Origin of the sequence: Herbaspirillum lusitanum (genome assembly GCF_026127345.1) — a bacterium.
Lineage (GTDB): Bacteria > Pseudomonadota > Gammaproteobacteria > Burkholderiales > Burkholderiaceae_D > Herbaspirillum > Herbaspirillum lusitanum.
In genome coordinates this window covers 127,011-150,997 of record NZ_QXFG01000012.1, presented here as the reverse complement: position 1 = coordinate 150,997, position 23,987 = coordinate 127,011, and the positions used below count along the sequence as shown (strand labels likewise).

The 23,987-nt window shown below is 61.1% G+C and carries 24 protein-coding genes and 1 tRNA gene; 14 read left to right on the top strand and 11 right to left on the bottom strand.

Annotated features, from left to right (window positions below):
- Positions 1 to 3: 3 nt before the first annotated feature.
- From DXT88_RS18255 to DXT88_RS18245, 3 genes are all read right to left on the bottom strand, one after another.
- Positions 4 to 621 carry a gamma-glutamylcyclotransferase gene (locus DXT88_RS18255; RefSeq protein ID WP_265215489.1) on the bottom strand — a complete coding sequence of 206 codons (618 nt, stop codon included), beginning with the start codon at positions 619 to 621 and terminating at the stop codon, positions 4 to 6.
- A 196-nt stretch (positions 622 to 817) separates the two neighbouring features.
- On the bottom strand, positions 818 to 970 hold the full coding sequence (locus tag DXT88_RS18250) for a hypothetical protein (RefSeq protein ID WP_167321460.1): 153 nt from the start codon (positions 968 to 970) through the stop codon (positions 818 to 820).
- Between the two features lie 209 nt (positions 971 to 1,179).
- On the bottom strand, positions 1,180 to 2,049 hold the full coding sequence (locus DXT88_RS18245) for a LysR family transcriptional regulator (RefSeq protein WP_265215488.1): 870 nt from the start codon (positions 2,047 to 2,049) through the stop codon (positions 1,180 to 1,182).
- A 119-nt stretch (positions 2,050 to 2,168) separates the two neighbouring features.
- Between DXT88_RS18245 and bla the strand changes: the two genes are divergently transcribed.
- The 6 genes from bla (at position 2,169) to DXT88_RS18215 (ending at position 10,343) form a co-directional block, all read left to right on the top strand.
- Positions 2,169 to 3,074 (top strand): class A beta-lactamase, encoded by a 906-nt coding sequence (gene bla / locus DXT88_RS18240; protein ID WP_407649365.1) that lies wholly within the window; start codon positions 2,169 to 2,171, stop codon positions 3,072 to 3,074.
- 292 nt (positions 3,075 to 3,366) lie between these two features.
- Positions 3,367 to 4,980 carry a methyl-accepting chemotaxis protein gene (locus DXT88_RS18235; RefSeq protein WP_016833338.1) on the top strand — a complete coding sequence of 538 codons (1,614 nt, stop codon included), beginning with the start codon at positions 3,367 to 3,369 and terminating at the stop codon, positions 4,978 to 4,980.
- 425 nt (positions 4,981 to 5,405) lie between these two features.
- The gene (locus tag DXT88_RS18230) at positions 5,406 to 6,734 is read left to right on the top strand and encodes an MFS family transporter (protein ID WP_016833339.1); all 1,329 of its coding nucleotides are present in this window, start codon (positions 5,406 to 5,408) and stop codon (positions 6,732 to 6,734) included.
- A gap of 91 nt (positions 6,735 to 6,825) precedes the next feature.
- Positions 6,826 to 8,631, top strand: coding sequence for a sensor histidine kinase (locus DXT88_RS18225; protein ID WP_265215486.1), 1,806 nt, complete (start codon positions 6,826 to 6,828; stop codon positions 8,629 to 8,631).
- A gap of 19 nt (positions 8,632 to 8,650) precedes the next feature.
- Positions 8,651 to 10,024 carry a sigma-54-dependent transcriptional regulator gene (locus DXT88_RS18220; protein WP_321161121.1) on the top strand — a complete coding sequence of 458 codons (1,374 nt, stop codon included), beginning with the start codon at positions 8,651 to 8,653 and terminating at the stop codon, positions 10,022 to 10,024.
- Between the two features lie 178 nt (positions 10,025 to 10,202).
- Positions 10,203 to 10,343, top strand: coding sequence for a hypothetical protein (locus DXT88_RS18215; RefSeq protein ID WP_016833343.1), 141 nt, complete (start codon positions 10,203 to 10,205; stop codon positions 10,341 to 10,343).
- Positions 10,344 to 10,377: 34 nt separating this feature from the next.
- Here the strand turns inward: DXT88_RS18215 and DXT88_RS18210 are convergent, their stop codons facing one another.
- A complete protein-coding gene (locus DXT88_RS18210) occupies positions 10,378 to 10,833 on the bottom strand; it encodes a hypothetical protein (protein ID WP_016833344.1) in 456 nt (151 codons plus the stop codon).
- A gap of 174 nt (positions 10,834 to 11,007) precedes the next feature.
- On the opposite strand from DXT88_RS18210, the gene DXT88_RS18205 reads away from it, so the two are divergent.
- Positions 11,008 to 11,991, top strand: coding sequence for a dienelactone hydrolase family protein (locus DXT88_RS18205; RefSeq protein WP_265215484.1), 984 nt, complete (start codon positions 11,008 to 11,010; stop codon positions 11,989 to 11,991).
- A 16-nt stretch (positions 11,992 to 12,007) separates the two neighbouring features.
- Here the strand turns inward: DXT88_RS18205 and DXT88_RS18200 are convergent, their stop codons facing one another.
- Positions 12,008 to 12,667 (bottom strand): thiopurine S-methyltransferase, encoded by a 660-nt coding sequence (locus DXT88_RS18200; RefSeq protein ID WP_265215483.1) that lies wholly within the window; start codon positions 12,665 to 12,667, stop codon positions 12,008 to 12,010.
- Positions 12,668 to 12,790: 123 nt separating this feature from the next.
- Here DXT88_RS18200 and DXT88_RS18195 point away from each other — a divergent pair, with 123 nt between their 5' ends.
- Entirely contained in the window at positions 12,791 to 13,225 is a 435-nt protein-coding gene (locus DXT88_RS18195; protein ID WP_016833347.1) for a DUF6566 family protein, read from the top strand.
- A 181-nt stretch (positions 13,226 to 13,406) separates the two neighbouring features.
- Here DXT88_RS18195 and DXT88_RS18190 read toward each other — a convergent pair.
- Positions 13,407 to 13,482: transfer RNA gene (locus DXT88_RS18190), tRNA-Lys, on the bottom strand.
- Positions 13,483 to 13,653: 171 nt separating this feature from the next.
- Positions 13,654 to 14,496: a spermine/spermidine synthase domain-containing protein gene (locus DXT88_RS18185; RefSeq protein WP_016833348.1), complete on the bottom strand. Its 843-nt coding sequence runs from the start codon at positions 14,494 to 14,496 to the stop codon at positions 13,654 to 13,656.
- Positions 14,497 to 14,547: 51 nt separating this feature from the next.
- On the opposite strand from DXT88_RS18185, the gene DXT88_RS18180 reads away from it, so the two are divergent.
- Positions 14,548 to 14,775: a hypothetical protein gene (locus DXT88_RS18180; RefSeq protein ID WP_265215482.1), complete on the top strand. Its 228-nt coding sequence runs from the start codon at positions 14,548 to 14,550 to the stop codon at positions 14,773 to 14,775.
- 94 nt (positions 14,776 to 14,869) lie between these two features.
- Entirely contained in the window at positions 14,870 to 15,565 is a 696-nt protein-coding gene (locus DXT88_RS18175; protein WP_016833350.1) for a P-loop NTPase family protein, read from the top strand.
- Between the two features lie 56 nt (positions 15,566 to 15,621).
- Here the strand turns inward: DXT88_RS18175 and DXT88_RS18170 are convergent, their stop codons facing one another.
- Entirely contained in the window at positions 15,622 to 16,107 is a 486-nt protein-coding gene (locus DXT88_RS18170; protein ID WP_265215481.1) for a DNA-deoxyinosine glycosylase, read from the bottom strand.
- Positions 16,108 to 16,254: 147 nt separating this feature from the next.
- Between DXT88_RS18170 and DXT88_RS18165 the strand changes: the two genes are divergently transcribed.
- Positions 16,255 to 17,004 carry an SDR family oxidoreductase gene (locus tag DXT88_RS18165; protein ID WP_265215480.1) on the top strand — a complete coding sequence of 250 codons (750 nt, stop codon included), beginning with the start codon at positions 16,255 to 16,257 and terminating at the stop codon, positions 17,002 to 17,004.
- A gap of 217 nt (positions 17,005 to 17,221) precedes the next feature.
- Positions 17,222 to 17,674, top strand: coding sequence for an outer membrane lipoprotein (locus DXT88_RS18160; protein WP_265215479.1), 453 nt, complete (start codon positions 17,222 to 17,224; stop codon positions 17,672 to 17,674).
- A gap of 123 nt (positions 17,675 to 17,797) precedes the next feature.
- On the opposite strand, the gene DXT88_RS18155 is transcribed toward DXT88_RS18160, so the two are convergent.
- From DXT88_RS18155 to htpG, 3 genes are all read right to left on the bottom strand, one after another.
- Positions 17,798 to 18,394 carry a GNAT family N-acetyltransferase gene (locus DXT88_RS18155; RefSeq protein WP_265215478.1) on the bottom strand — a complete coding sequence of 199 codons (597 nt, stop codon included), beginning with the start codon at positions 18,392 to 18,394 and terminating at the stop codon, positions 17,798 to 17,800.
- On the bottom strand, positions 18,384 to 18,890 hold the full coding sequence (locus DXT88_RS18150) for an FUSC family protein (protein WP_016833355.1): 507 nt from the start codon (positions 18,888 to 18,890) through the stop codon (positions 18,384 to 18,386). Before DXT88_RS18150 ends, DXT88_RS18155 begins: the two co-directional genes overlap by 11 nt.
- A gap of 107 nt (positions 18,891 to 18,997) precedes the next feature.
- Positions 18,998 to 20,911 (bottom strand): molecular chaperone HtpG, encoded by a 1,914-nt coding sequence (gene htpG, locus DXT88_RS18145; protein WP_265215477.1) that lies wholly within the window; start codon positions 20,909 to 20,911, stop codon positions 18,998 to 19,000.
- A 701-nt stretch (positions 20,912 to 21,612) separates the two neighbouring features.
- Between htpG and DXT88_RS18140 the strand changes: the two genes are divergently transcribed.
- Together DXT88_RS18140 and DXT88_RS18135 are read left to right on the top strand one after the other, a co-directional pair.
- Positions 21,613 to 23,133 carry a TolC family protein gene (locus DXT88_RS18140; protein WP_407649364.1) on the top strand — a complete coding sequence of 507 codons (1,521 nt, stop codon included), beginning with the start codon at positions 21,613 to 21,615 and terminating at the stop codon, positions 23,131 to 23,133.
- 17 nt (positions 23,134 to 23,150) lie between these two features.
- Positions 23,151 to 23,933: an OmpA family protein gene (locus DXT88_RS18135; protein ID WP_265215475.1), complete on the top strand. Its 783-nt coding sequence runs from the start codon at positions 23,151 to 23,153 to the stop codon at positions 23,931 to 23,933.
- Positions 23,934 to 23,987 lie beyond the last annotated feature (54 nt).

Below are 23,987 nucleotides of genomic sequence, written 5' to 3'. Positions count from 1 at the left end.
CACTCAGGGATGCGGCATGTCCGCCGCATCCTTCCCCTTGTCGTTCTCCGCATTCATCTCATCCAGCAACTGCAGGTGACGCTCGATCTCGAACACGTGCGGATCGTCCTTGCCCAGTTCGCGCAAGGCCACGGCCAGCCCCAGCAGGTAATCGGCGTTGCGTCCGCTCGGGCCTTCCGCGCCGGCGATCTGGCGCGCGATGTCGCGTTCCGACGCCGGACCGAGGAAGGCGGCGTTCTCTTCCGTGGCGATGTAGATCAATCCCTCGGTGCAGCTGCCGTCTTCAAACAGGATGTCGGTAGCCAGGCGCAGGTAGCCGTTCTTTTCCCGGTAGTCGAGATGGCCGAACACTTCCGGCGTAATCAGGTAGGCCATGCCGGCGCAGGTCGCGCCTTCATCCCGGATCAGCGTCACCACCCGGCCGGGCGCTTGCACGGTGCCGCGGTGGTCGTGCGAGCCTTGCCAGAAGCGCCGGCTCCAGCCGACGATGTGCGCCGGACGGCGCTCGATGAAAGGGAAGTCCGCCTTGAAGATCAGCGATCCATAGCCGAACAGCCACACGCTGTCGTGCTGGTCGAAACGGGTCATGGACTTGTTGCGGGCGATGGTGTTGTCGGACATTGCAGGCGATGCGCGCCGGGGAAGGCGTGACGGGATGTTGATCTGCTGAAATTATAAGGGCAAGCGCCGAAGGGCGTGCCGGGCAAGGCTGGAGCGGGGAGGTGAGCGAGCGGAGAAAACCGGAAAAGAGGGGCGTTGCGCAGAAAATGCCGCTTGGGCAGGTCGCGGCATGCGGCCCGCCCAGGCAAGGGAATCGTCAGTTCTTTTCGTGACCCTGTTCCATGTCGGACAGGCCCGAGTACATGCCGCAGCAATGCGGCTCGCCGCGGTGCGATCCGGTCGTGAGGGCGCTGGAGTCGTTGAGGTAATCGACCAGTTTCCGATACAGCGCAGCGAAGTAATTTTTCATGATGTCCCCCGTTTCCTTGTTGGGTTGAGACACGTTGCAAGTCGCCTGATCTGCTCAGGATGTGACCTGCAATCCGCATTTGTAAACGATTACATGAGCCTCGTGAAGCCTGATGCGATGCGGATGTAAATAGTTTATATCATTTATTTTACGGTGTGTTCTCTTTTGCAACTATCAGGCATTTCCTGATAAGGGATGTGGTCTTTTTCCTACGCCGCCGCAGCGGCGGCATGGGCCAGCAGCCAACCGCGGAAGACCTGCATCGCCGGGGTTTCCTGCCGCGATTTCAGGCGCGTCAGCCAGTACGCGCCGTCGCTGATGGAAATCTCGAACGGGCATGCCAGCCGCCCCTGGCGCAGCTCGCGCCCGAACATGTTGACCGGCAGCAGCGCCACGCCGGCTTGTTGCGCCACCGCTTCGGCCATGGTCAGCGAAGAGTCGAACACGAAGCCGCGGATCGGCGGGCAGGGCGCACCGGCGGCGGCGAACCAGTGGTTCCACTCGTCGGTGCGGTAGGAGCGCAACAGCGTTTCGCCGGCCAGGTCCTGCGGCCGGCGTAACCGTGCCGCCAGCGCCGGCGCGCACATCGGCGACAGCGGCGCGGCGAACAGGCGCTCGGCGTCGGTGCCGTGCCAGGCGCCGTCGCCGAAACGGATCGCGTAGTCCAGTCCTTCACCGGCCAGGTCGACGCGGTTGTTGTTGGTCAGCAGGCGCAGGTCGACGAACGGATAGGTCTGCTGGAATTCGCGCAGCCGCGGCATCAGCCAGCCGACCGCAAACGTGCCGACCACGCCCAGCGTCAGCACTTCGCGCATGCGGCCGTTCTCGAACTGGCCGAGCACGGTGGCGATGCGTTCGAAGGATTCGGCCAGCACCGGCAGCAGCGCCAGGCCTTCGTCGGTCAGCGCCAGGCCGCGCGGCAGGCGACGAAACAGCGTCACGCCGAGGCGCTCCTCCAGATTCTTGACCTGCATGCTGACGGCGGTCTGGGTCACGTTCAGCTCGTCGGCGGCAGAGGTGAAGCTGAGATGGCGCGCCGCCACTTCGAAGGCGCGCAGGGCATTGAGGGGAAGATGCATGAGTCGTCCGAAGTCATCCTGGTATCAGTTTTTCTGTGGTCTGGGGCAAATTATCATGAGTTGCGATGACCGTGCTTGCTGCCTATCATTTCGCTTCGACCCCAATTTTGCAAGGAAAAATGATGACCGACAGAAGACATTTTCTCGCCATGACAGGCGCGGTAGTGGCCGGCTGTGCCGGCGGCGCCTGGGCAACCGGAACCGCCGAGGCAAAAAAATCTAAGGACTCCGCTTCCGTCGTGTCGCGTCTGGCCAAGCTGGAAGCCGGCGTCGCCGGCCGTCTCGGCGTGGAAATCCTCGATAGCGGCAGCGGTCGTCGCTGGGGTTATCGCGCCGATGAACGCTTCCCGATGTGCAGCACCTTCAAGTTCCTGGCCGCCTCGGCCGTGCTCAGGCGCGTCGACACCGGCGCCGAGCAGCTCGACCGTCGCATCGTCTACGGCGAAGACGTGCTTGTGAATTATTCGCCGACCACCGGCAAGCACGTCGGCGGCGACGGCCTGTCCTTGGCGCAATTGTGCGAAGCCGCCATCACGCTGAGCGACAATACCGCCGCCAATCTGATCCTGCGCAGCCTCGGCGGCCTCGAGCCGTTCAATAAATTCGTGCGCTCACTGGGCGATGATACGACGCGCCTCGACCGTTTCGAGACCGAGCTCAACACCTCCATCCCCGGCGATCCGCGTGACACCACGACGCCGGCGGCGATGACCGGCAACCTGCAAAAAATCCTGCTCGGCGATGCCTTGTCGGCAGCGTCGCGACGCCAGATCACGGCCTGGATGCTGGCCAACAAAACCGGCGACCGTCGTGTGCGCGCCGGCATGCAACAGGGCTGGAAAGTCGGCGACAAGACCGGTTCGGGCGACTACGGCACCACCAACACCGTCGCCATCATTTGGCCGCCGCAGCGGGCGCCGTTGCTGGCGTCGATTTATCTCACCGAAACGAAGGCCTCGGAAGAGCAGCGCAATGCGGTCCTGGCGGAAGTCGGCAAACTGATCGCCGGCGGCCTCAATCGGTAACATCTGCTCATTCGACTTGTCCATCCGGCAAGATCGTGGTCGTTCCGATAACACTTCCGATGCCGATCTTGTCTAAGCATCAATGCCATTCCCGTTTTTTCGATGCCTGTTGTGCAACATGGGCCTCAAAGCCACGATCTGCGGGGCTTTTCATCGCATGTTGCGGCGAATCAAACCTCTTGTTTTGATTTGTAATGGCGACCTGCCCGGCGGTGTCGGGCGGATCGGGTCGCCTCGAGAATTTGAAAAACACGTCGCGCAGCAGCGACGGTAAAACGGGATGGAAAAAGTAATGAACATTATCGGAAACATGCGAATCGGCAAGCGCCTGGCTTTGGGCTTCGCCGTCATTCTGGCCTTCTCCATCGTGATTACGGCCATCGGCATCTGGCGCTTGCAGACGGTGTCGTCGGCCACGCGCGAGATGATGAGTCAGCCGCTGCTGAAGGAGCGCCTGATCGGCGACTGGTACGCCAATCTCGCCAGCGGCATCCGCCGCACCATCGCCATAGCCAAGAGCAGCGACCCGGCGCTCGGCCCTTATTTCGCGGCGGAGGCGGCGGCTTCGTCGAAGGGTTCCGGCGAGTACCAGAAGAAGGTGGAAGCGTTGCTGGAAAGTGACGAAGAAAAGAAGCTGTTCCAGAAGATCGGCGAACAGCGCAAGTTGTACCTGAGCTCGCGTGACGCCATCAACAAGGCCAAGGCCGCCGGCAACATTGAAGAAGCCGAACGCGTGCTGGAAAAAGACTTCGTACCTGCATCCAACGCCTACCAGGACACCATGCGTCAACTGGTTGAACTGCAGCGCAAGGACATCGACGAGACCGCCAAACACATCGACATCATCGCCGAAGACAGCCGCATTTTGCTGCTCGCGCTGGAAGGCCTGATCCTCGTACTGGGCGTGCTGTGCGCCTGGTACCTGACGGTCGGCATCACGCGTCCGATCAATTCGGCCGTGACGATCTCGCGCCGTGTCGCCGAGGGCGACCTGACCAGCGACGTCCAGGTCGGCAGCAAGGATGAAACCGGCCAGTTGCTGCAAGCGCTGCAAGACATGAACATCAGCCTGCGCGGCATCGTCAGCAACGTGCGCACCGGCACCGACACCATCGCCACGGCCTCGAGCGAAATCGCCGCCGGCAACCTCGATCTGTCCTCCCGCACCGAGCAGCAGGCCAGCGCGCTGGAAGAAACCGCGTCCTCGATGGAAGAGCTGATCTCCACCGTCAAGCAAAATGCCGACAACGCACGCCAGGCCAATCAGCTGGCGGTGTCGGCATCTGAAATCGCCACCCAGGGCGGCGGCGTGGTCGGCCAGGTGGTCGACACCATGGGCGCGATCAACGACTCCTCGCGCAAGATCGTCGACATCATCAGCGTCATCGACGGCATCGCCTTCCAGACCAATATCCTGGCCTTGAATGCCGCGGTGGAAGCAGCGCGTGCGGGCGAGCAGGGTCGCGGCTTCGCCGTGGTCGCCTCCGAAGTGCGCAGCCTGGCGCAACGCTCCGCGGCAGCCGCCAAGGAGATCAAGGTGCTGATCAACGACTCGGTGGAAAAGGTCGGCAACGGCAGCAAGCTGGTCGAGCAGGCCGGCGCGACGATGGCGGAAGTGGTCAACAGCGTCAGGCGCGTCACCGACATCGTCGCCGAGATCAGCTCCGCCAGCGAAGAGCAGACCACCGGCATCGAGCAGATCAACCATGCCATCACCCAGATGGACCAGGTCACCCAGCAGAACGCCGCACTGGTGGAAGAAGCCGCCGCCGCTGCCGCTTCGATGCAGAGCCAGGCCGACAGCCTGGCGCAGCTGGTCAGCGTGTTCACGTTGAGCGGCACGCCGGCCTTGCCGGCAGCGCGCCGCACCATCGACATCACGCCGTCGGAACCGCGCCTGCGCTGATTCCTCTGCGACGCTCCGACAAGTAGCCCGGCCCGGTAACGGTCCGGGCTTTTTTATTGGCGCCCCCTTTGGCTGGATATCCGCAAAGTGGCTGTGCGGGATTCCGGATGTCCGCAAGGAAAGAACTTTCCTGGTTGTAATGAATTTTAAAAAATCCTTTGAAATCAGTAGGTTGATCGACTGCATCTGATTGGCACGATGCCTGCATATGGCTCTCTCAAAACAATAAAGCAGGAGACAGATGTGACGCAGCTTCCTTCGCCGTAGTCCGGCAAATCCACGTCCTTTCTCGCTCCTGTCGCACCGCGCGCAATGTGTTCGCGGCAGCGATTGCAGGCACGCGCCTGACACCCGATACCAAACAGCCGTTCCGTCCATGATTTTTCGTGGCGCAAGTCCGGCCGCTTACAAACCTGGAGATAGCAATGACTCAAACAGTTTCCACCACGTCAGCTTCAGCGACCTCATCCGTCGCTGCGGGACCATCCACCACCAAACAGCGCATCCTTGCGATCCTCGGCGCTTCGTCGGGCAACCTGGTCGAGTGGTTCGACTTCTATGTCTATTCATTCTGTGCAATCTATTTCGCACCGGCCTTCTTTCCCAAGGGCGACACCACCACGCAATTGCTGAATACCGCCGGCGTGTTCGCGGCCGGTTTCCTGATGCGTCCGATCGGCGGTTGGCTATTTGGCCGCATCGCCGACAAGCACGGCCGCAAGACCTCGATGATGATCTCCGTGCTGATGATGTGCGGCGGCTCGCTGATGATCGCCTTCTTGCCGACCTATGCCGTGATCGGTACGGCGGCGCCGTTCCTGCTGCTGGTGGCGCGCCTGTTCCAGGGCCTGTCGGTGGGTGGCGAATACGGCACCAGCGCGACTTACATGAGCGAAATCGCGCCAAAAAATAACCGCGGCTTCTTCGCCTCGTTCCAGTACGTCACGCTGATCGGCGGCCAGTTGCTGGCGGTATTGGTGCTGGTCGCCATGCAGCAGACGCTGAGCAATGAAGAGCTGCGCGCCTGGGGCTGGCGCGTGCCGTTCGTGCTGGGCGCATTTGGCGCGCTGATTGCGCTGTACCTGCGCAAGTCGTTGACTGAGACCGCTACCGCCGAGACCCGCACGAAGAAGGAAGCCGGCACCTTCGCCGGTCTGTGGAAGCACAAGCGCGCCTTCTTCACCGTGGTCGGCTTCACCGCCGGCGGCTCGCTGATGTTCTACACCTTCACCACTTACATGCAGAAGTACCTGGTCAACACCGCCGGCATGGACGCCAAGACCGCCAGCGCAGTGATGACCGGCGCGCTGTTCGTCTACATGATCCTGCAGCCGGTGTTCGGCGCACTGTCCGACAAGATCGGTCGCCGCAACATGATGCTGCTGTTCGGCGTGCTCGGCACGCTGTGCACCGTGCCCATCCTGCACATGCTCAAGGATGTCACCGATCCGTACGCCGCCTTCGGCCTGGCGATCCTGGCCTTGTGCATCGTCAGCTTCTACACCTCGATCAGCGGCCTGATCAAGGCCGAGATGTTCCCGCCGGAAGTGCGTGCGCTGTGCGTCGGTCTGTCGTACGCGGTCGGCAATGCCCTCTTCGGCGGCTCGGCCGAGTTCGTCGCGCTGTCGTTCAAGGCGGCCGGCATGGAATCCAACTTCTATTGGTACGTATCGATCATGTGTGCGATCGCTTTGCTGATCACTTTCCGCATGCGCGATCCGAGCAAGGTCGGTTACCTCAAGGACGAGGACTGATGGATTTGCGGGAAGCAAAGGGAGAGAGAGCAGGGCAGCACGCGCCAGCGGGTATCATGGCGGCATGTATGTTCAGCGCACCCCCTCAGCCATGACTTCCCGCAAATTTCCGATATTGATCGCCGTCGTCGCGCTGTGCGCGGGGGCGGTTTTTTTTGCGTCGTATTTCGTTGCGGCGGAAAAAGCGCGCAGCGACCTCCATGCCGCCGGCGAGCGTCAATTGCAGATCGTCGCGCTCGACCTGCAATCCATCCTCGACAAGTTCGAGATCATGCCGTACGCGCTCGGTGCGCTGGCCGACGTCGATCAGGTGCTGCATCATCCCGACGATGCGGCCGCAGTACAACGCCTGAACCTGAGCCTGCAGGCGATCCAGAAGCAGTCGAAGGTGTTGGCGATCTACATGATGGATGCGCGCGGCATGACGCTGGCGGCCAGCAACTGGAACGAGGAAGCCAGTTTTGTCGGTCGCGACTTCGGCTTCCGGCCTTATTTTGCCGAGGCACTGGCCGGCGGCTCCGGACGTTTCTACGGCATCGGCAATATCTCCAGCGAACCAGGTTATTTCATGGCCCAGCCGATCTATCCGGCCGGGGCGCCGCGCGGCGAAGGCAAGCCGATCGGCGTGATGACGGTCAAGGTCGACCTGTCCGAGTTTGAACATACCTGGCGCAGCAATGAAGATCCGATCACGCTGGCCGATCACAGCGGTGTGGTGTTCCTGAGCAATCGTCCGGAATGGAAATACCACAGCCTGCGTCCGCTCGACGGCAAGCTGCAGCAGGAACTGGCCGGCACGCATCAATATGCGGACCAGCCGATCACGCCGGTGGCCGCGATGCCCAAGGCGTTGCGGCGCGGCTTCGGCGATCACGTCGCGCGCGCCATCGACAAGCAGGGCTGGCAGCTGATGTTGTTTCCATCCGAGGCGCGCATCACCCGCATCGCCATGCTGTGGTCCATGTGGGTGGCGCTGATCATGGCGATCGCGGCAATTTCATTGTGGGCGATTTACCAGCGCAGGCGGCGCCTGCAGGAGCGGCTGGAATCGCGCGATGCCTTGCGCCGTGCAGCGCAGGAGCTGGACGCCACCATCGCGGTGCGCACCCAGGAGCTGCGCGTGGCAAACCAGGCGCTGGAAGGAAAATACGTCACCCTGCAGCAGACCGAAAGCCTGTTGCGCTCGACGCAGAACGAGCTGGTGCAGGCCGGCAAGCTGGCCATGCTGGGACAGATGGCCGCAGGCGTCACGCACGAGCTGAACCAGCCGCTGGCGGCGATCCGCGCCTTCGCCGACAATGCCGTGCAATTCATGCGCCGCGGCCAGTTGCCGCAGGTGGAAGAAAACCTCGAACACATCAGCGGCGCCAGCGCCCACATGGGCAAGATCATTGCGCAATTGAAGGGCTTCGCACGCAAGAGCGGCGACGCCATCGCCGTGGTCGACGTGGCGCAGACGGTCGAGGCGGCGGTGCTGCTGCTGCGCAACGAGTTTCGCCAGCAGGCGGTCGCCATCGAGATCGACGTACGCAGTCCGGTACAAGTAATGGGCGACGTGGTGCGTACAGAGCAGGTGCTGATCAACCTGCTGCGCAATGCCATCGATGCGGTGGAAACCGTCGAATACGTTGTCGACAAGCGCGTCACGGTGATCGTCGAGCACGAAGCCGGCGAAGCCGTCATCCGCATTCGCGACAGTGGCCCCGGCATTCCCGACGAAGTCGCACCGCACCTGTTCGAACCGTTCTTCACCACCAAGCCGAGCGGCAAAGGACTCGGACTGGGACTGGCGATTTCATCGTCGATCGTGCAGGCGATGAACGGTCGCCTGTCGGCGCATAATCTGCCCGAAGGCGGCGCCGAATTCACCGTGCGCCTGCCGGTGCCGGCCCCGTGATTCCTGATATTCCTGATTCATGGAGACATCATTGAACGTACCCCACGCACCCAACGCACCCAACGCACTCGCCATCCTGATTGAAGACGAACAAAGCGTGCGCAAGGCGACGACGCAAACTCTGGAGCTGGGCGGATTCAGCGTGCAGGCCTGCGCCGACGCCGAACAAGCCTTGCCGCTGCTGCACGCCGGGTTCGCCGGCATTGTCGTAACCGATGTGCGGCTGCCGGGACGTTCCGGGCTGGAAGTGCTGGCGCACGCGGTGGCCGCCGACGCCGATCTGCCTGTGATCGTGGTGACCGGGCATGGCGACGTCGCCATGGCGGTGGAAGCGATGCGCGCCGGTGCCTATGATTTCATCGAAAAGCCTTTTGCCGCCGACCGCTTGCTGGAGACGGCGCGGCGCGCGCAGGAGAAGCGCAACCTGGTGCTCGACAACCGCCGCCTGCGCGAAGCCTGGCTGGCCGATCCCGCCACGCCCGCGCTGGTGGGCCAGTCGGCGGCGATGGAGCGGGTGCGCACGCTGATCCGCAGCGTCGGCCCGACTTCGGTCGACATCCTCATCAACGGCCAGACCGGCGCCGGCAAAGAGGTCGTGGCGCGCCAGTTGCACGCCGCCAGCGAACGCAAGGGGCCGTTCGTGGCGATCAACTGCGGCGCATTGCCGGAGAGCGTATTCGAAAGTGAAATCTTCGGTCACGAAGCGGGCGCCTTCACCGGCGCGCAGAAACGCCGCATCGGCAAACTGGAATACGCCAACGGCGGCACGCTGTTCCTCGACGAAATCGAAAGCATGCCGATGGCCTTGCAGGTCAAGCTGCTGCGCGTGCTGCAAGAGCGCAGGCTGGAGCGCCTTGGCGGCAACGAGTCGATCGTCATCGATTGCCGCGTGATCGCGGCCAGCAAGGCCGACCTGCTGCAATTGAGCGCGCAGGGCTTGTTCCGCGAAGACTTGTATTACCGCATCGGCGTGGTCAGCATCGACTTGCCGCGCCTGCGTGAGCGGCGCGACGACATTCCGCTACTGCTGGCGCATTTCATCCACGCCGCAGCAATCCGTTACGGCCGCGCGGCGCCGGCCTGGACCGCGGCGCTCATGGCGCAGTGGCAGCAACGCGACTGGCCCGGCAACGTGCGCGAACTGCGCAACTTCGCCGATCGCTGGGTGCTCGGAGTGGCCGACAGCAGCGCTGCCGATGCGGCTGCGGCGGCATCGGCGGCCGCAGTCAGCCTGCCGCAGCGACTCGACGCCTATGAACGCACGCTGATCGAGGATGCGCTGACCGGGGCTGACGGCAACGTCGCGCTGGCGGCCGAGCAGCTCGGCATTCCGCGCAAGACGCTGTACGACAAGATCAAGAAATACGACCTGGCGAACGCACGCGGCGCCTGAGCTGTTGCATGCCCCACGCGCGATGTCCATGCCGCAATGCGGAGCGTTATCCTTTGTTTTTGGGAGGGGCTGGGTTAGACTCTTGTTCCAGGGAAATAAGGGCGCGATTCCAGGCTGCGGCTACGACTGCAACTGCAACTACGGCTCCGGCATCGGCCCATCACTATCGGGGAATACCATGAAGCGTTTCATTGCCATTTCGCTGGCGGCCTGCATCGCCTTTATCCTGTGCGCCTGCGAACGCACCGAATTCGAAAAGAAATCCGAACGCGACGCCGACGCTCGCCGCGCCATCAACACCAAGCCGAAGTCGCAATGACGTCGCTGTCGTTGCCGGGCTGAGGCCGCACCGTTCAATAGCGCTGCGGCCAGTTTTTCGGGGTCTTGTAGGCATGGCTGACGACGATGCGCGTGGCAGCGATCAATCCGCTCAGCCCCAGCACCAGTTGCGTCAGCGTATCGCCGGGCAGGGCCCACACTGTCGATGATGGCGCCGCCACGCCGGTTGCAGCGCTGATGACCGGCGCCACCCATTCCGCCTCTTCCGTCACGTCCAGCAGGATGTCGCCTTCGGAGGTCGTGTGCAGGTACACCTCGCCGCCCAGTTCCATACAGAAGCAGATGCCGTAACCCTTGGTGTTGTCCTTCTTCACCGCCTGCTGCAGATCCCGGTTGTAACTATCGATCCACGCTTCCACATCGTAGGTGGTGGTGAGCACGATCCATGGACGGGTCGGCTGCACTTCGGGAGAGTCTTGATCGGGGTCTTGCATCGGCTGGACGTCGTCGCTGGCTTGGGAAAGCAGCATTATCGCTTTATTTCGAGATGCGTAGCCGTAAAAAGGCGTTTGCGATCCGCGGTTCCTGACGAGCTTGTCAGCCAAGGCGCGGGGCTTGCTGGCATGATGGAGTGCAATTTTTTGAAGGCAGACATGAACTCGAAAAAAATATTCCGCCATCTCCGCCGCCCCATGCAGGTACTGATGTCCATCCTGACGGCGTGCTCCGTGTTGTCCTGGTCGGGCCTTGCCTCTGCCCAGCAAAAGATCAGCTTCCCTTCGGCCGAATACGCCAACAAGTTCGAGATGGCAAAGCGGGTGGGCAAACCGATCGAGATTTTCGGTTACCTGATGCTGCCGCCGAATCCGCCGGCCGGCAAGATTCCTGTGGTCGTGATTGCGCACGGCAGCGCCGGCGTGCAATCCAAGGACACCGGGTTCTGGGCGCCGTATTTCAACAAGCTCGGCTTCGCCGCCTTCGTGGTCGATTCGTTTACCCCGCGCGGTGTCGAGAGCACGGTGGAGGACCAGAACCTGGTCAGCAATGCAGCCGACACCGCCGACGCTTTTTTCGCGCTGAAATTCCTTGCCGCCGATCCACGCTTTGACGCCGACCGCATCGGCATCATCGGCTTCAGCCGGGGTGGCATCGCCGCCAATGAAACCGCGGTCAAATCCTTCCGCGACAACGTGCTGCGCGAGAATAAGAACCTGCAATTCGCCTTCCACATTCCCGCCTATCCCGGCTGCCAGAATTCGCGCTTCCGCAAAAACGGCAGCTACGACAAAACAGGCGCGCCGATGCTGTTCCTGATGGGCAGCAAGGACGACTACACGCCGGCGAAGTTTTGCCTCGACCAGATCAAGGGCATGCAGGAAGAATATCCGGGTGTCATCGACTATCGCGTCTACGACGGCGCGCACCACAGCTTCGATGGCAATCAGGGCGTGCATTACCTCAGGCTCGGCACTTCCACGCGCAACTGCCCGATGACCGAAACCGACATCGCCAGCTGGAGCCGCCACCTGGTCGGCAGCAGCGACAAGCTGTCGCTGGCGGACGAAAAAAAGATGTACAAGGATTGCCAGAGCGTGGGCGTCACCGTCGGCTCGTTCGACAACCGCTACCGCGATCTGGCGAGCAAGGACGTCGAAGACTTCCTGCGCAAGATCGGGCAGATCAAATGACGCGTGACGAGGGAAATCAGCCTTTGCGCTGCAACTGATACACCACCGTATCGAGCCGGGTGACGCCGCGCTCGCTGAACTTCGGCTCCTTGTCGAGGATGTCGCGGCGGTCGATCACGAGCGCTTCCGAATGCGCTGCGAAGATCGCCTGCACCTCTGCATCGCCGACCGAGAACGGCGGGCCGTCCATCTGTTCCTGCGGATAGTCGAGCGTAATCAGGATGCCGCGATAGTGCGCGGATAACTGGCCGTAGACGTGCCGGGCATAGCGTGCACGCATGTCGGCGGGCAGCGCCACCAGCGCGGCGCGGTCATAGACCCCGACGCATGCCGACAGCAGCGCCGCATCCAGCTTGAAGATATCTCCGCAAATGATCTCGACGTCGCCGGCCGTATAGTGGCGACCGTAAGCGGATTCGCGGATTTGCGGTTGCAGCCGGTTTTCATCGAAGAACTGCTCGACTGCCAGCTGCGACAATTCCACGCCCAGCACGCGGTGTCCCTGCGACGCCAGCCACACCATGTCGAGCGACTTGCCCGCCAGCGGCACCAGCACCTGGCTGCCTTGCGGCAGCGCCAGCGCCGGCCAGTATTTTTGCAGCAGCGGGGTCACGCGGGTTTGATGAAAATGCGTGCGCCCGTCGCGCCAGCGCTCCAGCCAGAATTCTGCTTCCATGAACTTGTCCCGTGAATTTGTTTGACGCATATTGTAGCCGTCCATGGCACGCACGAGGGGTTGCCTTCATGCAAGAGGGGCATATGCTACGATGCTTGCTAATTATCCATAGAGGCAGAAACAATGGCGCAGTACGGTTCCACCCATCGCGGCAAGCATTTCATCGTGATCGACAGTATCCAGCCCGGCAAGAAGGGCGTGTTTTGCAGCATCAAGGTTGACGGTGAAGAAGAATACCCGAACATCAAGGGTTCGCCCTTCGACACGGTCCATGCCGCCCAGATGGCCGGCGCGGCATTCGCACGCGCGCTGATCGACTCCGAACTCGACCTCGACTCCTACGAACACAAGGGCTACTTCATCCGCGCCAGCGGCAGCGAACAACGCGACGGCACCTGGGTCGGCGCTTATCAATTGCATCGCAACGACAACCCGGTGCCATTCCGCCGCGCCAACGTCACTCCGTTCCGCGGCAACACGCGCAAGGAAGCGGAAGACAATGCAGTGGCGATGGCGCGCGAGGCAATTGACGAGGATGTGGCGGCGGGGAAATTGTAGGCAGCCGCAGAATCAGAAGCCCACGCAAGAGAAGTGATTTGCAAAACATCCCGCCTGCTGGCGGGATGTTTGTTTTGGCGGGGGAAAAATCCGGATGCGCCGCGTTCATGCAATGCATTCGTTTCCGGCCCGGCAAAAGAAAAAGGACCTGAATCTTTCGATTCAAGTCCTTTGTATTCTTTGGTGGGGCGTGAGTGACTCGAACACTCGACCTACGGATTAAGAGTCCGCTGCTCTACCAACTGAGCTAACGCCCCCCGATGAAGAGGCGTGATTATAACCCGATTATTTTCAAACTTGGAAGCCCCTTTTTGAAAAAATCTAAAAAATATCCATCTCCCTCTGAAAACCCGCGCCGGCGCTGCTATTCAGCTGCATATATGAACGATTGAGGCGGCTTGCCGGACCTGTCGAAGCAGATGCCCCGCTCAGAAATTGCTCTTGATCCCGTTCACCCACGATTTCGCCGGCAGCTTGGTGGCGGCCTTGATTTCTTCCGCGCGCTCGTACAGCGCCGGGAAGTCGAATTCCACGGCGTTCCTGAATCCGATCGCTACGACGTTGCCGTCATGGACTTCGGGCAGCGAGATGACCTGGTCGAAAGCGTAGCGCATCGCCTTGAGGTTCTTGGCGTAGCTGGGATGGTCGCCGAACAGGTTGACCGTCATGACGCCATCCTCGCTGAGGCTGTCGCGGCAGGCCTTGTAAAACTCCGGCGTGTCGAGCATCGGGCCGCGTGCGGTGGCGTCGTACAGGTCGACTTGCAGCGCATCGATGGTGCCGTGGCGCTGCTCGTCGTGGATGAAATCGTTGGCGTCCATTTCCAGCAGCGACAGGCGATCGTCTTCCGGCGGCAGCTTGAACATGCTGTGGCAAATCGCGATCACCGACGGGTTCAGTTCGACCGCCGTGACGTTCGCCTTGGGAAACTGGCGGTAGCTGAACTTGGTCAGCGCCGCCGTGCCGAGGCCGAGTTGAACGATATGTTGCGGCGCCTGGTTGAACAACATCCAGCTCATCATCTGTTGCGCGTATTCAAGCTCGATCCAGTCGGGCTTGCGGATGCGCATGGCGCCTTGCACCCATTCGGTGCCGAAATGCAGGTAGCGCACGCCATCCTGCTCCGACAACGTGACCGGCGCAAAGCGCGGCTTGCGCGGTGCGGTGACTTTCGACCTGGGCTTGGCCTTGGAGTTGGCCTTGTCCTTGTCCGGACCAGGACCGGCTTTAGTGTTGGCTTGCGCCTCGATGGATTTGCGTTTGATCAGCATGATGTTGCCCGAATTCGAATTGCCGAATGATACCTTGCCGGGAGGACCGGCATGCAGAACGGAGCGGCTCGCGGGGCAGGAGCCGTTTTGCCGCCTGCGTTTGACGCCTGGCGTGCAGGTTCAGCTACACTTGCGTCCATGCTCAAGAAAATACTCTTCATCCTCCGGCTCGCGATTGTCTTTGGGGGCATCGTGCTGTTCGGCCGGGCGGTGCAATATCTGATTCTGAACGGCGGCTTCAACGGCTCGTTCTACGATATTCTTTTCTTCCGGTCATAGATCATCATGTGGTCCGTTCCTGGCACGCTCATTGCCTGCTGTTGACGTTCTCGTCTCTGCTCAACATTTACTCGTTTAAAAAGGATCCACAGCAATGAGTCATATTCACTTCATCGGTGGTGAAAAAGGCGGCGTCGGAAAATCGCTGGTTTCCCGGGTGCTGGCGCAATACTTCATCGACTGGAATATTCCTTTCCGCGGTTTCGACACCGACAAGTCGCACGGCGCGCTGCTGCGTTTTTACGGAGATTTTTCCGCGCCGATCGTGCTGGACCAGCATGACGCCCTGGATCCGCTTATTGAATACGCCCTCGAAGATCCGCAAGGCCGCATCCTGGTCGACCTTGCAGCCCAGACGCAACAGTCGCTGACAACATGGATCGAAGACTCCGGCGTGCTGGATTTTGCGGCCGAGCACAACATGACGCTGACCTGGTGGCACGTCATGGATACCGGACGCGATTCGGTCGACCTGCTGCGCAAATGGCTCGATCAGTTCGGCGGGCGACTCAAGCTGGTGCTGGTGCTCAACGAAGTCCGCGGCGATCGTTTCGACATTCTGGATGCATCAGGCGAGCGCGAGCGCGCAGAACAACTGGGCGCAAGCGTGATCCGCCTGCGCCGCCTGCCGGACACCACCATGCAAAAGATCGATCAGCAAAGCGCCAGTTTCTGGGCTGCGCTGAACCACCCCGATCGCGCCACTGCCGGCCTGGGCCTGCTGGAACGGCAGCGCGTGAAGGTGTGGCTGAACCGTGCTTACGGCGACATCGGCAAACTCGCGCCGTAGAGCAAGGCTTGCCGGCAGGAGGCGATACGCCGGTATCGTCTCCGCAGGTCATTCGTTTACATCCGAAGGTTGAGCCACTGCGCCAGTTTTTTCGCATAAGCCATCGTATGCGCCGGGCTGCTCGACGGCAGCAGCACGATACGGTATTGCGCCGCACGCTCTCCCAATACTTTCAATCCGAGTTTCGCGGCGGTGCCGCCATTGAAACCTATCGTCGTCAACTGCGGCAATTCGTCGAGCATGCCGGCCAGGTCGTTGCCGGCATGGTCTGCAATGTTGCTGTCGAGACTGCCTGTGCGGCGCGCTTCGGCGATCACGTCCCACAATCCAACGCCATGCGTCAGCAAGGCCAGCAGGCGTTGGTCGTATTCCATCGCGCGCAAATTTTCACCGACCACTTCCGATATCAACTCCCAGAATTTGTTTTGCGGATGAGCGTAATACTGGCTATGCGCCAGTGAAGCGTCGCCCGGCAGGCTACCGAGGATCAGCACGCGGGTGTCAGCGTTGGTGACGTGGGGGAAACTGCGTTTGCGGGTCATGAATCAGGAGGGCGGGTTGAAATCAAAGTTGAAATTTTTTCAGGCCCGGCCATCAGACGCGGCCGGGGGAATAAGGCTACACTATTTGGCGAAGGTTCTACTCTCGCCATCCAAGGCTCTTCACGACCACACACAAGGATAAAACACATGGGACAACCAGTCATCATCGTTACCGGCGGCAGTCGCGGCATCGGTGCCGCAGTTGCACAATCGGCGGCCGCGCGCGGCTACGCAGTCGCCATCAGCTATGTATCGAACCGCGCTGCGGCCGACGCCGTGGTGGAGGGCATCGTCAAGGCCGGTGGCCGTGCGATCGCCGTGAAATCGGACGTGGCGGTGGAGGCCGATATCCTGCATCTCTTTCAGACCGTCGACAAGGAGCTCGGCACGCTCACCGCGCTGGTCAATAACGCCGGCATCCTGGAGCACCAGTCCCGCTTCGACGAACTGAGCGCAGACCGCATCAACCGCGTGCTGCTGACCAACGTCACCGGCAGCCTGCTGTGCGCGCGTGAAGCGGTGCGTCGCATGTCGACCAGGCACGGCGGCAAGGGCGGCGCCATCGTCAACCTGTCGTCGATGGCCGCCAGGCTGGGCGGCCCGGGCGAATATGTCGACTACGCCGCCTCGAAGGGGGCGATCGATGCCTTCACCATCGGCCTGGCCAAGGAAGTCGCCGCCGAAGGCATCCGCGTCAACGCCATCCGCCCCGGGCTGATCTATACCGACATCCACGCCAGCGGCGGCGAGGCAGGGCGCGTCGACCGCCTCAAGGACGCCGTGCCGATGAAGCGCGGCGGCAGCGCCGAAGAAGTCGCCAATGCGGTCCTGTGGCTGCTGTCGGACGAAGCATCGTATGCGACCGGCACCTTCATCGACGTTTCGGGCGGCCGCTGAGTTTCATGGACACTTGTCGATGCCCCTTGTTCGCTTCAGCATCCGATATGAAGAACCGCTGAAGAAATGAACGAAAGCGTGGAAAGCCGGTCAAGAAGCGGTCTGTATTAAAATGCCAAGAATTGTTTGCTATGCCTGAAGTGCTCAGAATATGGCATGCAGCATGAACGCCGCCCACTGTTCCCATGACCGGGCAAACTTTCCGTTGGAGTCTTGTATGAAGAAATTGCTTTTAATCGCCGCCATCAGCACGCTCGCCGCAGGCTGCGCCGTTACCCCGAATTCCGCCAGCGTGTACAACACGCGCCAGGCGCAAGGTGAACAGACGGTGCGCATGGGGGTGGTCGAGTCCGTCCGCAACGTCACCATCGACAAGGGCGCTACCGGCGTCGGCACGGTTGCCGGCGGCGCGTTGGGCGGCATTGCAGCCGGTTCCGCCATCGGCGGCGGCAACGGCGCGCTGGCGGCAGGCATTGTCGGCGCCCTGATCGGCGGCGTCGCAGGCAACCGCGCGGAAGCCAGCCTGGCCAACAAGCCGGGCCTGGAAATCACCGTGCGCCTGGACAACGGCGAACTGCGCGCCATCACCCAGGATGCGGATGAGCTGTTCCGCGTCGGCGAGCGCGTGCGTCTGTTGTCGTCGGGCCGCACGACGCGCGTAACTCACTGAAGATGCACTGACTACGCACTGACTACGCATTAGATACGTACCAGGCAGGATTATTCGCCATACGAACCGCTGTGTTCCGCCATCAGGTCGGACGCAGCGTTTTTTTTATGGACCTGATGAACCTCATGACCGTACGGGAAGCGGCTGTTCGAAGCCGTCGTAAGCTGCTTGCAGCAGCCACTGTTCACGCCGCAGCCGGTATAGCACGTGCACGCTGAGCGCATGGCCGGTCGGCAGGCGCGGGTGTTCGAAGTTATCTTCCGCACGCGTGTACATGCCGAGGCGGCGCATGACCGCCTGCGAACGCTTGTTGCCGGCCGCGGTGAAGGACACGATCTCTTTCATGCCGAGCACATTGAAGGCGTGGCGCAGTACCGCCTGTGCGGCCTCGGTGGCGTAACCTTTGCCCCATGCAGCAGGCACCAGGCGCCAGCCGATCTCCACCGCCGGCGTGAAGTGCGCCTCGAACGCCACGCGCAGCAGACCGACAAAGCCGGCGAACTCCAGCTCGCCGGGAATTTCCAGCACCCACAAACCGTAGCCGTGTTCATTGAAATGTTCGTCGATGCGTTTGACCAGCAGCGCGTTGTCGGCCGGACTCAGGACGGACGGGAAATAGCGCATCACCTCGGGGTCGGCTGTCATCGCCGCGCAGGCTGCGGCGTCTCCCGCGCGCCAGGGGCGCAACAGGATGCGCGAGTGGCGCAGTTCAGTCGCCATGGCGCAGGCGATTGACGAAGCCGATGTAGACCACGGTCTGCAAGAGCGCGACGGTGCTGCCCGCAATCACTTCCGATACGCGCAGCAGCGCCAGGTGCAGTTCCTCGTGCAAGCCGCCGCCGGCAAATGCCGCCGACATCAGGATCACCACCGTGGCCGGTCCCAGCCGCCAGTTGCTCGGATAGTTCTGCCACAGCATGGCCACCAGCACCGCGCTGGTCAGGGCGATCAGCATCGACAGGAACGTGGCGCCGAAGATCACCAGGCACAGGCAGGCGATGATGGCGCCCGAGATGGTGTTGATCAGGCGCGCACGGAAATTCGCCTTGGCCACGGTCATGTCCGGTTCGGTCACGATGATCAGCGAAATCATCGCCCAGTAAGGTTCCGGCAAGCCGCAAGCGCGCAATCCGTACCACAGGATCAGCGAGCCGGAGAGGATCTTGATGAGGTAGACCAGCGCGTTTTTGCGCGGATTGATGAAGTTGAATTCCATGAGGATCGATGCGAAGGCCGATGGCGAGCTTTACTGTAACGGAAAACCGCGCCGGAAGCGACAACGGCGACCGCAAGGCCGCCGTTGAGAAGACTGCAGGAATCTTCTTACTTTGAAGCCATGCCCAGCAGCATGTCGTTGAGGCGTTTGACGAAGCCGGACGGATCCGTCAGCGCGCCGCCTTCGGCCAGCAAGGCCTGGTCGAACAGGATGTGCGACCAGTCGTCGAACTTGGCGTCTTCATACTTCAGGCGCTGCACCAGCGGATGTTCCGGATTGATTTCCAGAATCGGCTTGGCTTCCGGCGCGTCCTGCCCGGCGGCCTTGAGCATGCGCAGCAAGTTGCCCGACAATTCGTTTTCGTCCACCACCAGGCAGGCCGGCGAATCGGTCAGGCGGAACGTCACGCGCACATCCTTGGCCTTGTCGCCCAGCGAGGTCTTCATCTTTTCGACGAGGTCCTTGAACTGGGTTTCGGTTTCTTCGTGCTGCTTCTTCTCGGCTTCGTTTTCCAGCGAACCGAGATCGAGGCCGCCCTTGGCCACCGAGGCCAGTTCCTTGCCGTCGAAGTCCTGCAGGAACGACAGCATCCATTCGTCGACGCGATCGGTCAGCAACAGGACTTCCACGCCTTTCTTGCGGAAGATTTCCAGATGCGGGCTGTTCTTTGCCGCATGGTAGTTCTCGCCGGTGACGTAATAAATCTTGTCCTGGCCTTCCTTCATGCGCCCGATGTAATCGGCAAACGACGTGGTCTGCGCGTCGGAATCGTTGTGCGTCGATGCGAAGCGCAGCAGCTTGGCGATGCGTTCCTTGTTGGCCGCGTCTTCGCCGATGCCTTCTTTCAGCACCTGGCCGAACTCGGTCCAGAAGCCGGCGTACTTGTCCTTCTGTTCCTGCTCGTCGCTGTTTGCCAGTTCTTCCAGCAAGCTCAGCACGCGCTTTGTCGAACCTTCGCGGATGGCCTTGACGTCGCGCGACTCCTGCAGGATTTCGCGCGACACATTCAACGGCAGATCGGCCGAATCAATCACGCCCTTGACGAAGCGCAGGTACACCGGCATCAGTTGCTCGGCGTCGTCCATGATGAAGACGCGCTTGACGTACAGCTTGATGCCGCCGCGCTTGTTGCGGTCCCACATGTCGAACGGCGCGCGGGCCGGGATGTACAGCAACTGCGTATATTCGCTGCGGCCTTCGACGCGGTTATGCGTGTAAGCCAGCGGCGCGCCGAAGTCGTGCGAGATGTGCTTGTAGAACTCTTCGTATTGTTCCGGTGTGATGTCGGACTTGCTGCGCGTCCACAGGGCGCTGGCCTGGTTGACGGTTTCGAGCTCGTCCTTGGCAACGGTTTCCTTCTTCTCTTCGTCCCATTCTTCCTTCTGCATCAGGATCGGCAGGGAGATGTGGTCGGAGTATTTACGGATGATGTTCTTCAACTGCCACGACGACAGGAACTCGTCTTCGCCCTCGCGCAGATGCAGGATCACGTCGCTGCCGCGGCCCGGCTTGTCGATCGCTTCGATCGAGAACTCGCCGGCGCCTTCGGATTCCCAGCGCACGCCCTCATTGGCCGGCGTGCCGGCGCGACGGGTTTCGACCGTGATGCGATCGGCGACGATGAAGCCGGAGTAGAAGCCGACGCCGAACTGGCCGATCAGCGCTGCATCCTTTTGCTGGTCGCCCGACAGTTTCGAGAAAAATTCCTTGGTGCCGGACTTGGCGATCGTACCCAGGTGGGAGATCGCTTCCTCGCGGTTCATGCCGATGCCATTGTCGGAAATGGTGATCGTGCGCGCGGCCTTGTCGAAGGCGACGGTGATCTTCAGTTCCGGATCGTTTTCGAACAGTGCGCTGTTGTTGATGGCTTCGAAGCGCAGCTTGTCGGACGCATCGGACGCGTTGGAGATCAGTTCGCGCAGGAAGATTTCCTTGTTCGAATACAAGGAGTGAATCATCAACTGCAACAGTTGTTTGACTTCGGCCTGGAAGCCCAGGGTTTGCTTCTCGGGTGCTGCCATGTGTACTTACCTCATGAATTGAAAAAAGGAGTTTCGACTGCAAAAAGAGTTCCGCTGCATCTCAGGGAGAAGGAGCGCCTGAGTGTAGCGACCGCGTATTTTAAGGAGAATGCGGTTGCTTGGGCGAATTTCAATGGTGCCGGAGAAAAATTTCCCGTGCGGGAATGATATGAGCATACCGATTGCCGTCAATGTCATACGCACACAATATTTGATCGGGACAATGCCGGCTGCGCTGGGACATCATCAAATGGGGCGCATGGATTTCTCGACAATCCGGTTATTTGACGACAACTCATTGTTAATTATGCGATTTTAATGCGAGCAGATTCTTAGTGTTGTCTAACGTATAATGCGGCAGCAATAATAAAAGGTCCCACCAAAATCAAAATAAAAAGATATGGCATTTCCGGGGACGATTGAAGTTGGTCAAGTTTCAGGCTCGTTGAATTTCATTCGTATGATGGGAGGGGGTCAATCTCCGGATTGATCTGTTGTATCTAATAATGACATATAGAAACAAGACGTTAGTCTTTGGTGCGCTGTTCTTATCGATCATGTCGGACGTGTTTGCAGCATCGGACGCCGTTACATTGCCTGCGCTTTCCAGTGGAAAATTTCTTTCCGGAAATTTAAAATCCGGAATGCCGCCGCTCGCGCAGGCAAAACTGGTTGCGGCCGCCCTGGACATGCCGCCTCAAATGCGAGTAATTCCTGTGCGCGATGAAGATGTCACGCCCGGGCAGGCTGTTAGCGTCGGCGCTTCTGCCACTTCTGCCGCTTCTGCCGCTTCCACCGCCGTCGCCGATGCCGCAACAAAAACCGAGGCTGCTGCGGCGTCCAATGATGAAATCCTGGCGCTGCTGCGTCAGTCCGATCCCGCTTTTACCGGCAGCGCCATCGACTTGCCCTATATCACCTCGGAAACCGTCGGTGAGGAACAGGTGCCTTTCCTGACCCTGGATCAGGTAATCGATCTCGCGCTCGACAACAGTTACAGCTACGCCGCCACATCGGCCCAGGCCGACCAGGCCGACTACGCCGCCAAGGCGGCGCTGGGGCAACTGGGGCCGACCCTCGACGTGCGTACGCAAAAAGGGCGCGAATATTCTTCGCCGGCCTCGTTCCGCGACGACAACGGTAATATCGTCCAGGCCGACCAGCACAAGCGCTGGGATGCCACGCTGATCGGCCGCCAGCCGATTTTCGCGCCGGGTTCCTATTTCGACTTCCAGAAGCAGCGCGCCATGTCGCGCGCCGCCGACCAGCGCCGCGACGATGCGCGCGAGTCGCTGTATTACTCCGCCATCAAAGCCTATTACGACGTGTTGCGCGCCTATGCCTCCTTGTCGTTCTCGCGCAGCTACGCGCAGCGCATGAAAGATTTGCTGGATTACATGGGCAAGCGCGTGGAAGGCGGCGGCGCCAGCAAGATCGATTACGACCGTGTGCGCGGCCGCTCGCTGCAGGCCGACTCCGCCATTCTCGATAGTGAAGGCACCCTGGACAGCACCTTGGTGACGCTGACCCAACTGATCGGCCGGCGTGTCCGGCAGGTGCAGGTGCCCGACCGCATGATGCCGAAAGTGCCGCCGACATCGCGCCTGGCGTTGCAGGATGTGTTCGACAACAACCCCGGCATTCGCGCCGCGCGCAGCGACACCGAAGCCGTGCGTGAAGAGCTGAAGTCGGCGCGTTCCAAATTCTCGCCGACCTTCGCGGTCGAGTGGTCGCAGTCCAAGACGCGCGGCGCCGGCGGCGACCAGACGCTGGTGACCGATCGTCGCCTGATGCTGGTGATGACCATGAATCTGCTCAACGGCGGCTCGGACGCGTACTACCAGCGCCAGATCGGCGCCAAACTGGTGGAAAAAAGCAATACCGCCTCCGACCTCGAACGCAAGCTCAAGGAGCAGGTCGAGATCAACTACCGCACGCTTGAGGCGGTCAAGAAGCGCATGAATATTTCGCGCGACATCTATGTGAACAACGCCAACGTCGCCGACGTCTTCCTCGAGCAATTGTCGACCGGCAGCAAGCAGCTGCTCGACGTACTCGATGCCTATCAGCAGGCGTACCAGACGCGCATGGATTTTGCATTGCTCTTGTTTCAACAGGCCGATATCAGTTATCAGATATTGCGCAATACCGGGCGCGCGTGGACGCCGCCTGACAACAAATCGCCCGACCGGTTGAATGACCAGTCGCGCAACGGCAAATAGGGAAGGCTGGGGACGCGATGGATGCGGGAAGCAAGGAACAGAATTTCTGGCCGGGGTTCGTGGATGCGTTGTCCAACGTCGTCCTGGTCATGATTTTCGTGGTCGTGGTGTTTGTCGTGACGCTCTTCTATTACTCGCAGAAGCTGGCGGAGATTCGTGTCAGCAAAATGGTCTCCAAGGGGGCGGTCCAGGTTCAGAGCGGCTCCACCAAGGTCAAGCCGGATGCGACCGATGCGCCGCAAGGTACGGACGCCGACACCGCACGCCTGAAGAGCGAGAGCCGCGACAAGACCAATGAAATCGAAAAGCTCAAGCGCGAGATCGCCGACCTCAAGTCGCGTCAGGCGGCACCGCCGCTGCAAGCCGACGCCGGCAGCCTGCGCAGCGACGCCGCGCCAGCGGGCGGCAATAACAACATCCAGGTGCGCGTCGAGAAGGCCAGGGAAATCGCTCCCGGCACCAACAAGGTCGACGGCGACAGCAAGGCAGTGGTGCTGCATTTCGAAAAAGACGCCACCGAGCTGAACGCCGAAGGCGCCAAGACGCTCGACGGCAGCATCGGCGACTGGGTGCGGCGTGTGAAGTCGCAGCAGGGCAAGATCGTCATCACCGGCGTGATCGGCTCGGCCGAGTTCACCGACGCGCGTCGCCGCGCCTACTACCGCACCGTGGCAGTGCGCAATCACCTGATTGACGCCGGCGTGGACAAGGAGCGCGTGGTCAGTCGCGTCGCGACGTCCGAGAACAGCGTCGAAAGCAATGCGCGTGTGATCATCCAATACCAGGCGGGCCAAAAATGACCAAGATGCCCAACGACAATTTGCGTTGGGACTTGCGCCTGCGCTTGCAACTGC

Coding starts and splice junctions, on each gene's coding strand:
- DXT88_RS18250 (WP_167321460.1), bottom strand. CDS start 970: ATGAAAAATTACTTCGCTGCGCTGTATCGGAAACTGGTCGATTACCTC.
- DXT88_RS18205 (WP_265215484.1), top strand. CDS start 11,008: ATGTCCATCCTGACGGCGTGCTCCGTGTTGTCCTGGTCGGGCCTTGCC.
- DXT88_RS18220 (WP_321161121.1), top strand. CDS start 8,651: ATGGAGACATCATTGAACGTACCCCACGCACCCAACGCACCCAACGCA.
- DXT88_RS18230 (WP_016833339.1), top strand. CDS start 5,406: ATGACTCAAACAGTTTCCACCACGTCAGCTTCAGCGACCTCATCCGTC.
- DXT88_RS18155 (WP_265215478.1), bottom strand. CDS start 18,394: ATGGCGACTGAACTGCGCCACTCGCGCATCCTGTTGCGCCCCTGGCGC.
- DXT88_RS18150 (WP_016833355.1), bottom strand. CDS start 18,890: ATGGAATTCAACTTCATCAATCCGCGCAAAAACGCGCTGGTCTACCTC.
- DXT88_RS18165 (WP_265215480.1), top strand. CDS start 16,255: ATGGGACAACCAGTCATCATCGTTACCGGCGGCAGTCGCGGCATCGGT.
- DXT88_RS18255 (WP_265215489.1), bottom strand. CDS start 621: ATGTCCGACAACACCATCGCCCGCAACAAGTCCATGACCCGTTTCGAC.
- DXT88_RS18200 (WP_265215483.1), bottom strand. CDS start 12,667: ATGGAAGCAGAATTCTGGCTGGAGCGCTGGCGCGACGGGCGCACGCAT.
- DXT88_RS18160 (WP_265215479.1), top strand. CDS start 17,222: ATGAAGAAATTGCTTTTAATCGCCGCCATCAGCACGCTCGCCGCAGGC.
- DXT88_RS18140 (WP_407649364.1), top strand. CDS start 21,613: ATGCGAGTAATTCCTGTGCGCGATGAAGATGTCACGCCCGGGCAGGCT.
- DXT88_RS18180 (WP_265215482.1), top strand. CDS start 14,548: ATGCAGAACGGAGCGGCTCGCGGGGCAGGAGCCGTTTTGCCGCCTGCG.
- DXT88_RS18225 (WP_265215486.1), top strand. CDS start 6,826: ATGACTTCCCGCAAATTTCCGATATTGATCGCCGTCGTCGCGCTGTGC.
- DXT88_RS18185 (WP_016833348.1), bottom strand. CDS start 14,496: ATGCTGATCAAACGCAAATCCATCGAGGCGCAAGCCAACACTAAAGCC.
- DXT88_RS18245 (WP_265215488.1), bottom strand. CDS start 2,049: ATGCATCTTCCCCTCAATGCCCTGCGCGCCTTCGAAGTGGCGGCGCGC.
- DXT88_RS18175 (WP_016833350.1), top strand. CDS start 14,870: ATGAGTCATATTCACTTCATCGGTGGTGAAAAAGGCGGCGTCGGAAAA.
- DXT88_RS18195 (WP_016833347.1), top strand. CDS start 12,791: ATGGCGCAGTACGGTTCCACCCATCGCGGCAAGCATTTCATCGTGATC.
- htpG (WP_265215477.1), bottom strand. CDS start 20,911: ATGGCAGCACCCGAGAAGCAAACCCTGGGCTTCCAGGCCGAAGTCAAA.
- DXT88_RS18210 (WP_016833344.1), bottom strand. CDS start 10,833: ATGCTGCTTTCCCAAGCCAGCGACGACGTCCAGCCGATGCAAGACCCC.
- DXT88_RS18235 (WP_016833338.1), top strand. CDS start 3,367: ATGAACATTATCGGAAACATGCGAATCGGCAAGCGCCTGGCTTTGGGC.
- bla (WP_407649365.1), top strand. CDS start 2,169: ATGATGACCGACAGAAGACATTTTCTCGCCATGACAGGCGCGGTAGTG.
- DXT88_RS18170 (WP_265215481.1), bottom strand. CDS start 16,107: ATGACCCGCAAACGCAGTTTCCCCCACGTCACCAACGCTGACACCCGC.
- DXT88_RS18135 (WP_265215475.1), top strand. CDS start 23,151: ATGGATGCGGGAAGCAAGGAACAGAATTTCTGGCCGGGGTTCGTGGAT.
- DXT88_RS18215 (WP_016833343.1), top strand. CDS start 10,203: ATGAAGCGTTTCATTGCCATTTCGCTGGCGGCCTGCATCGCCTTTATC.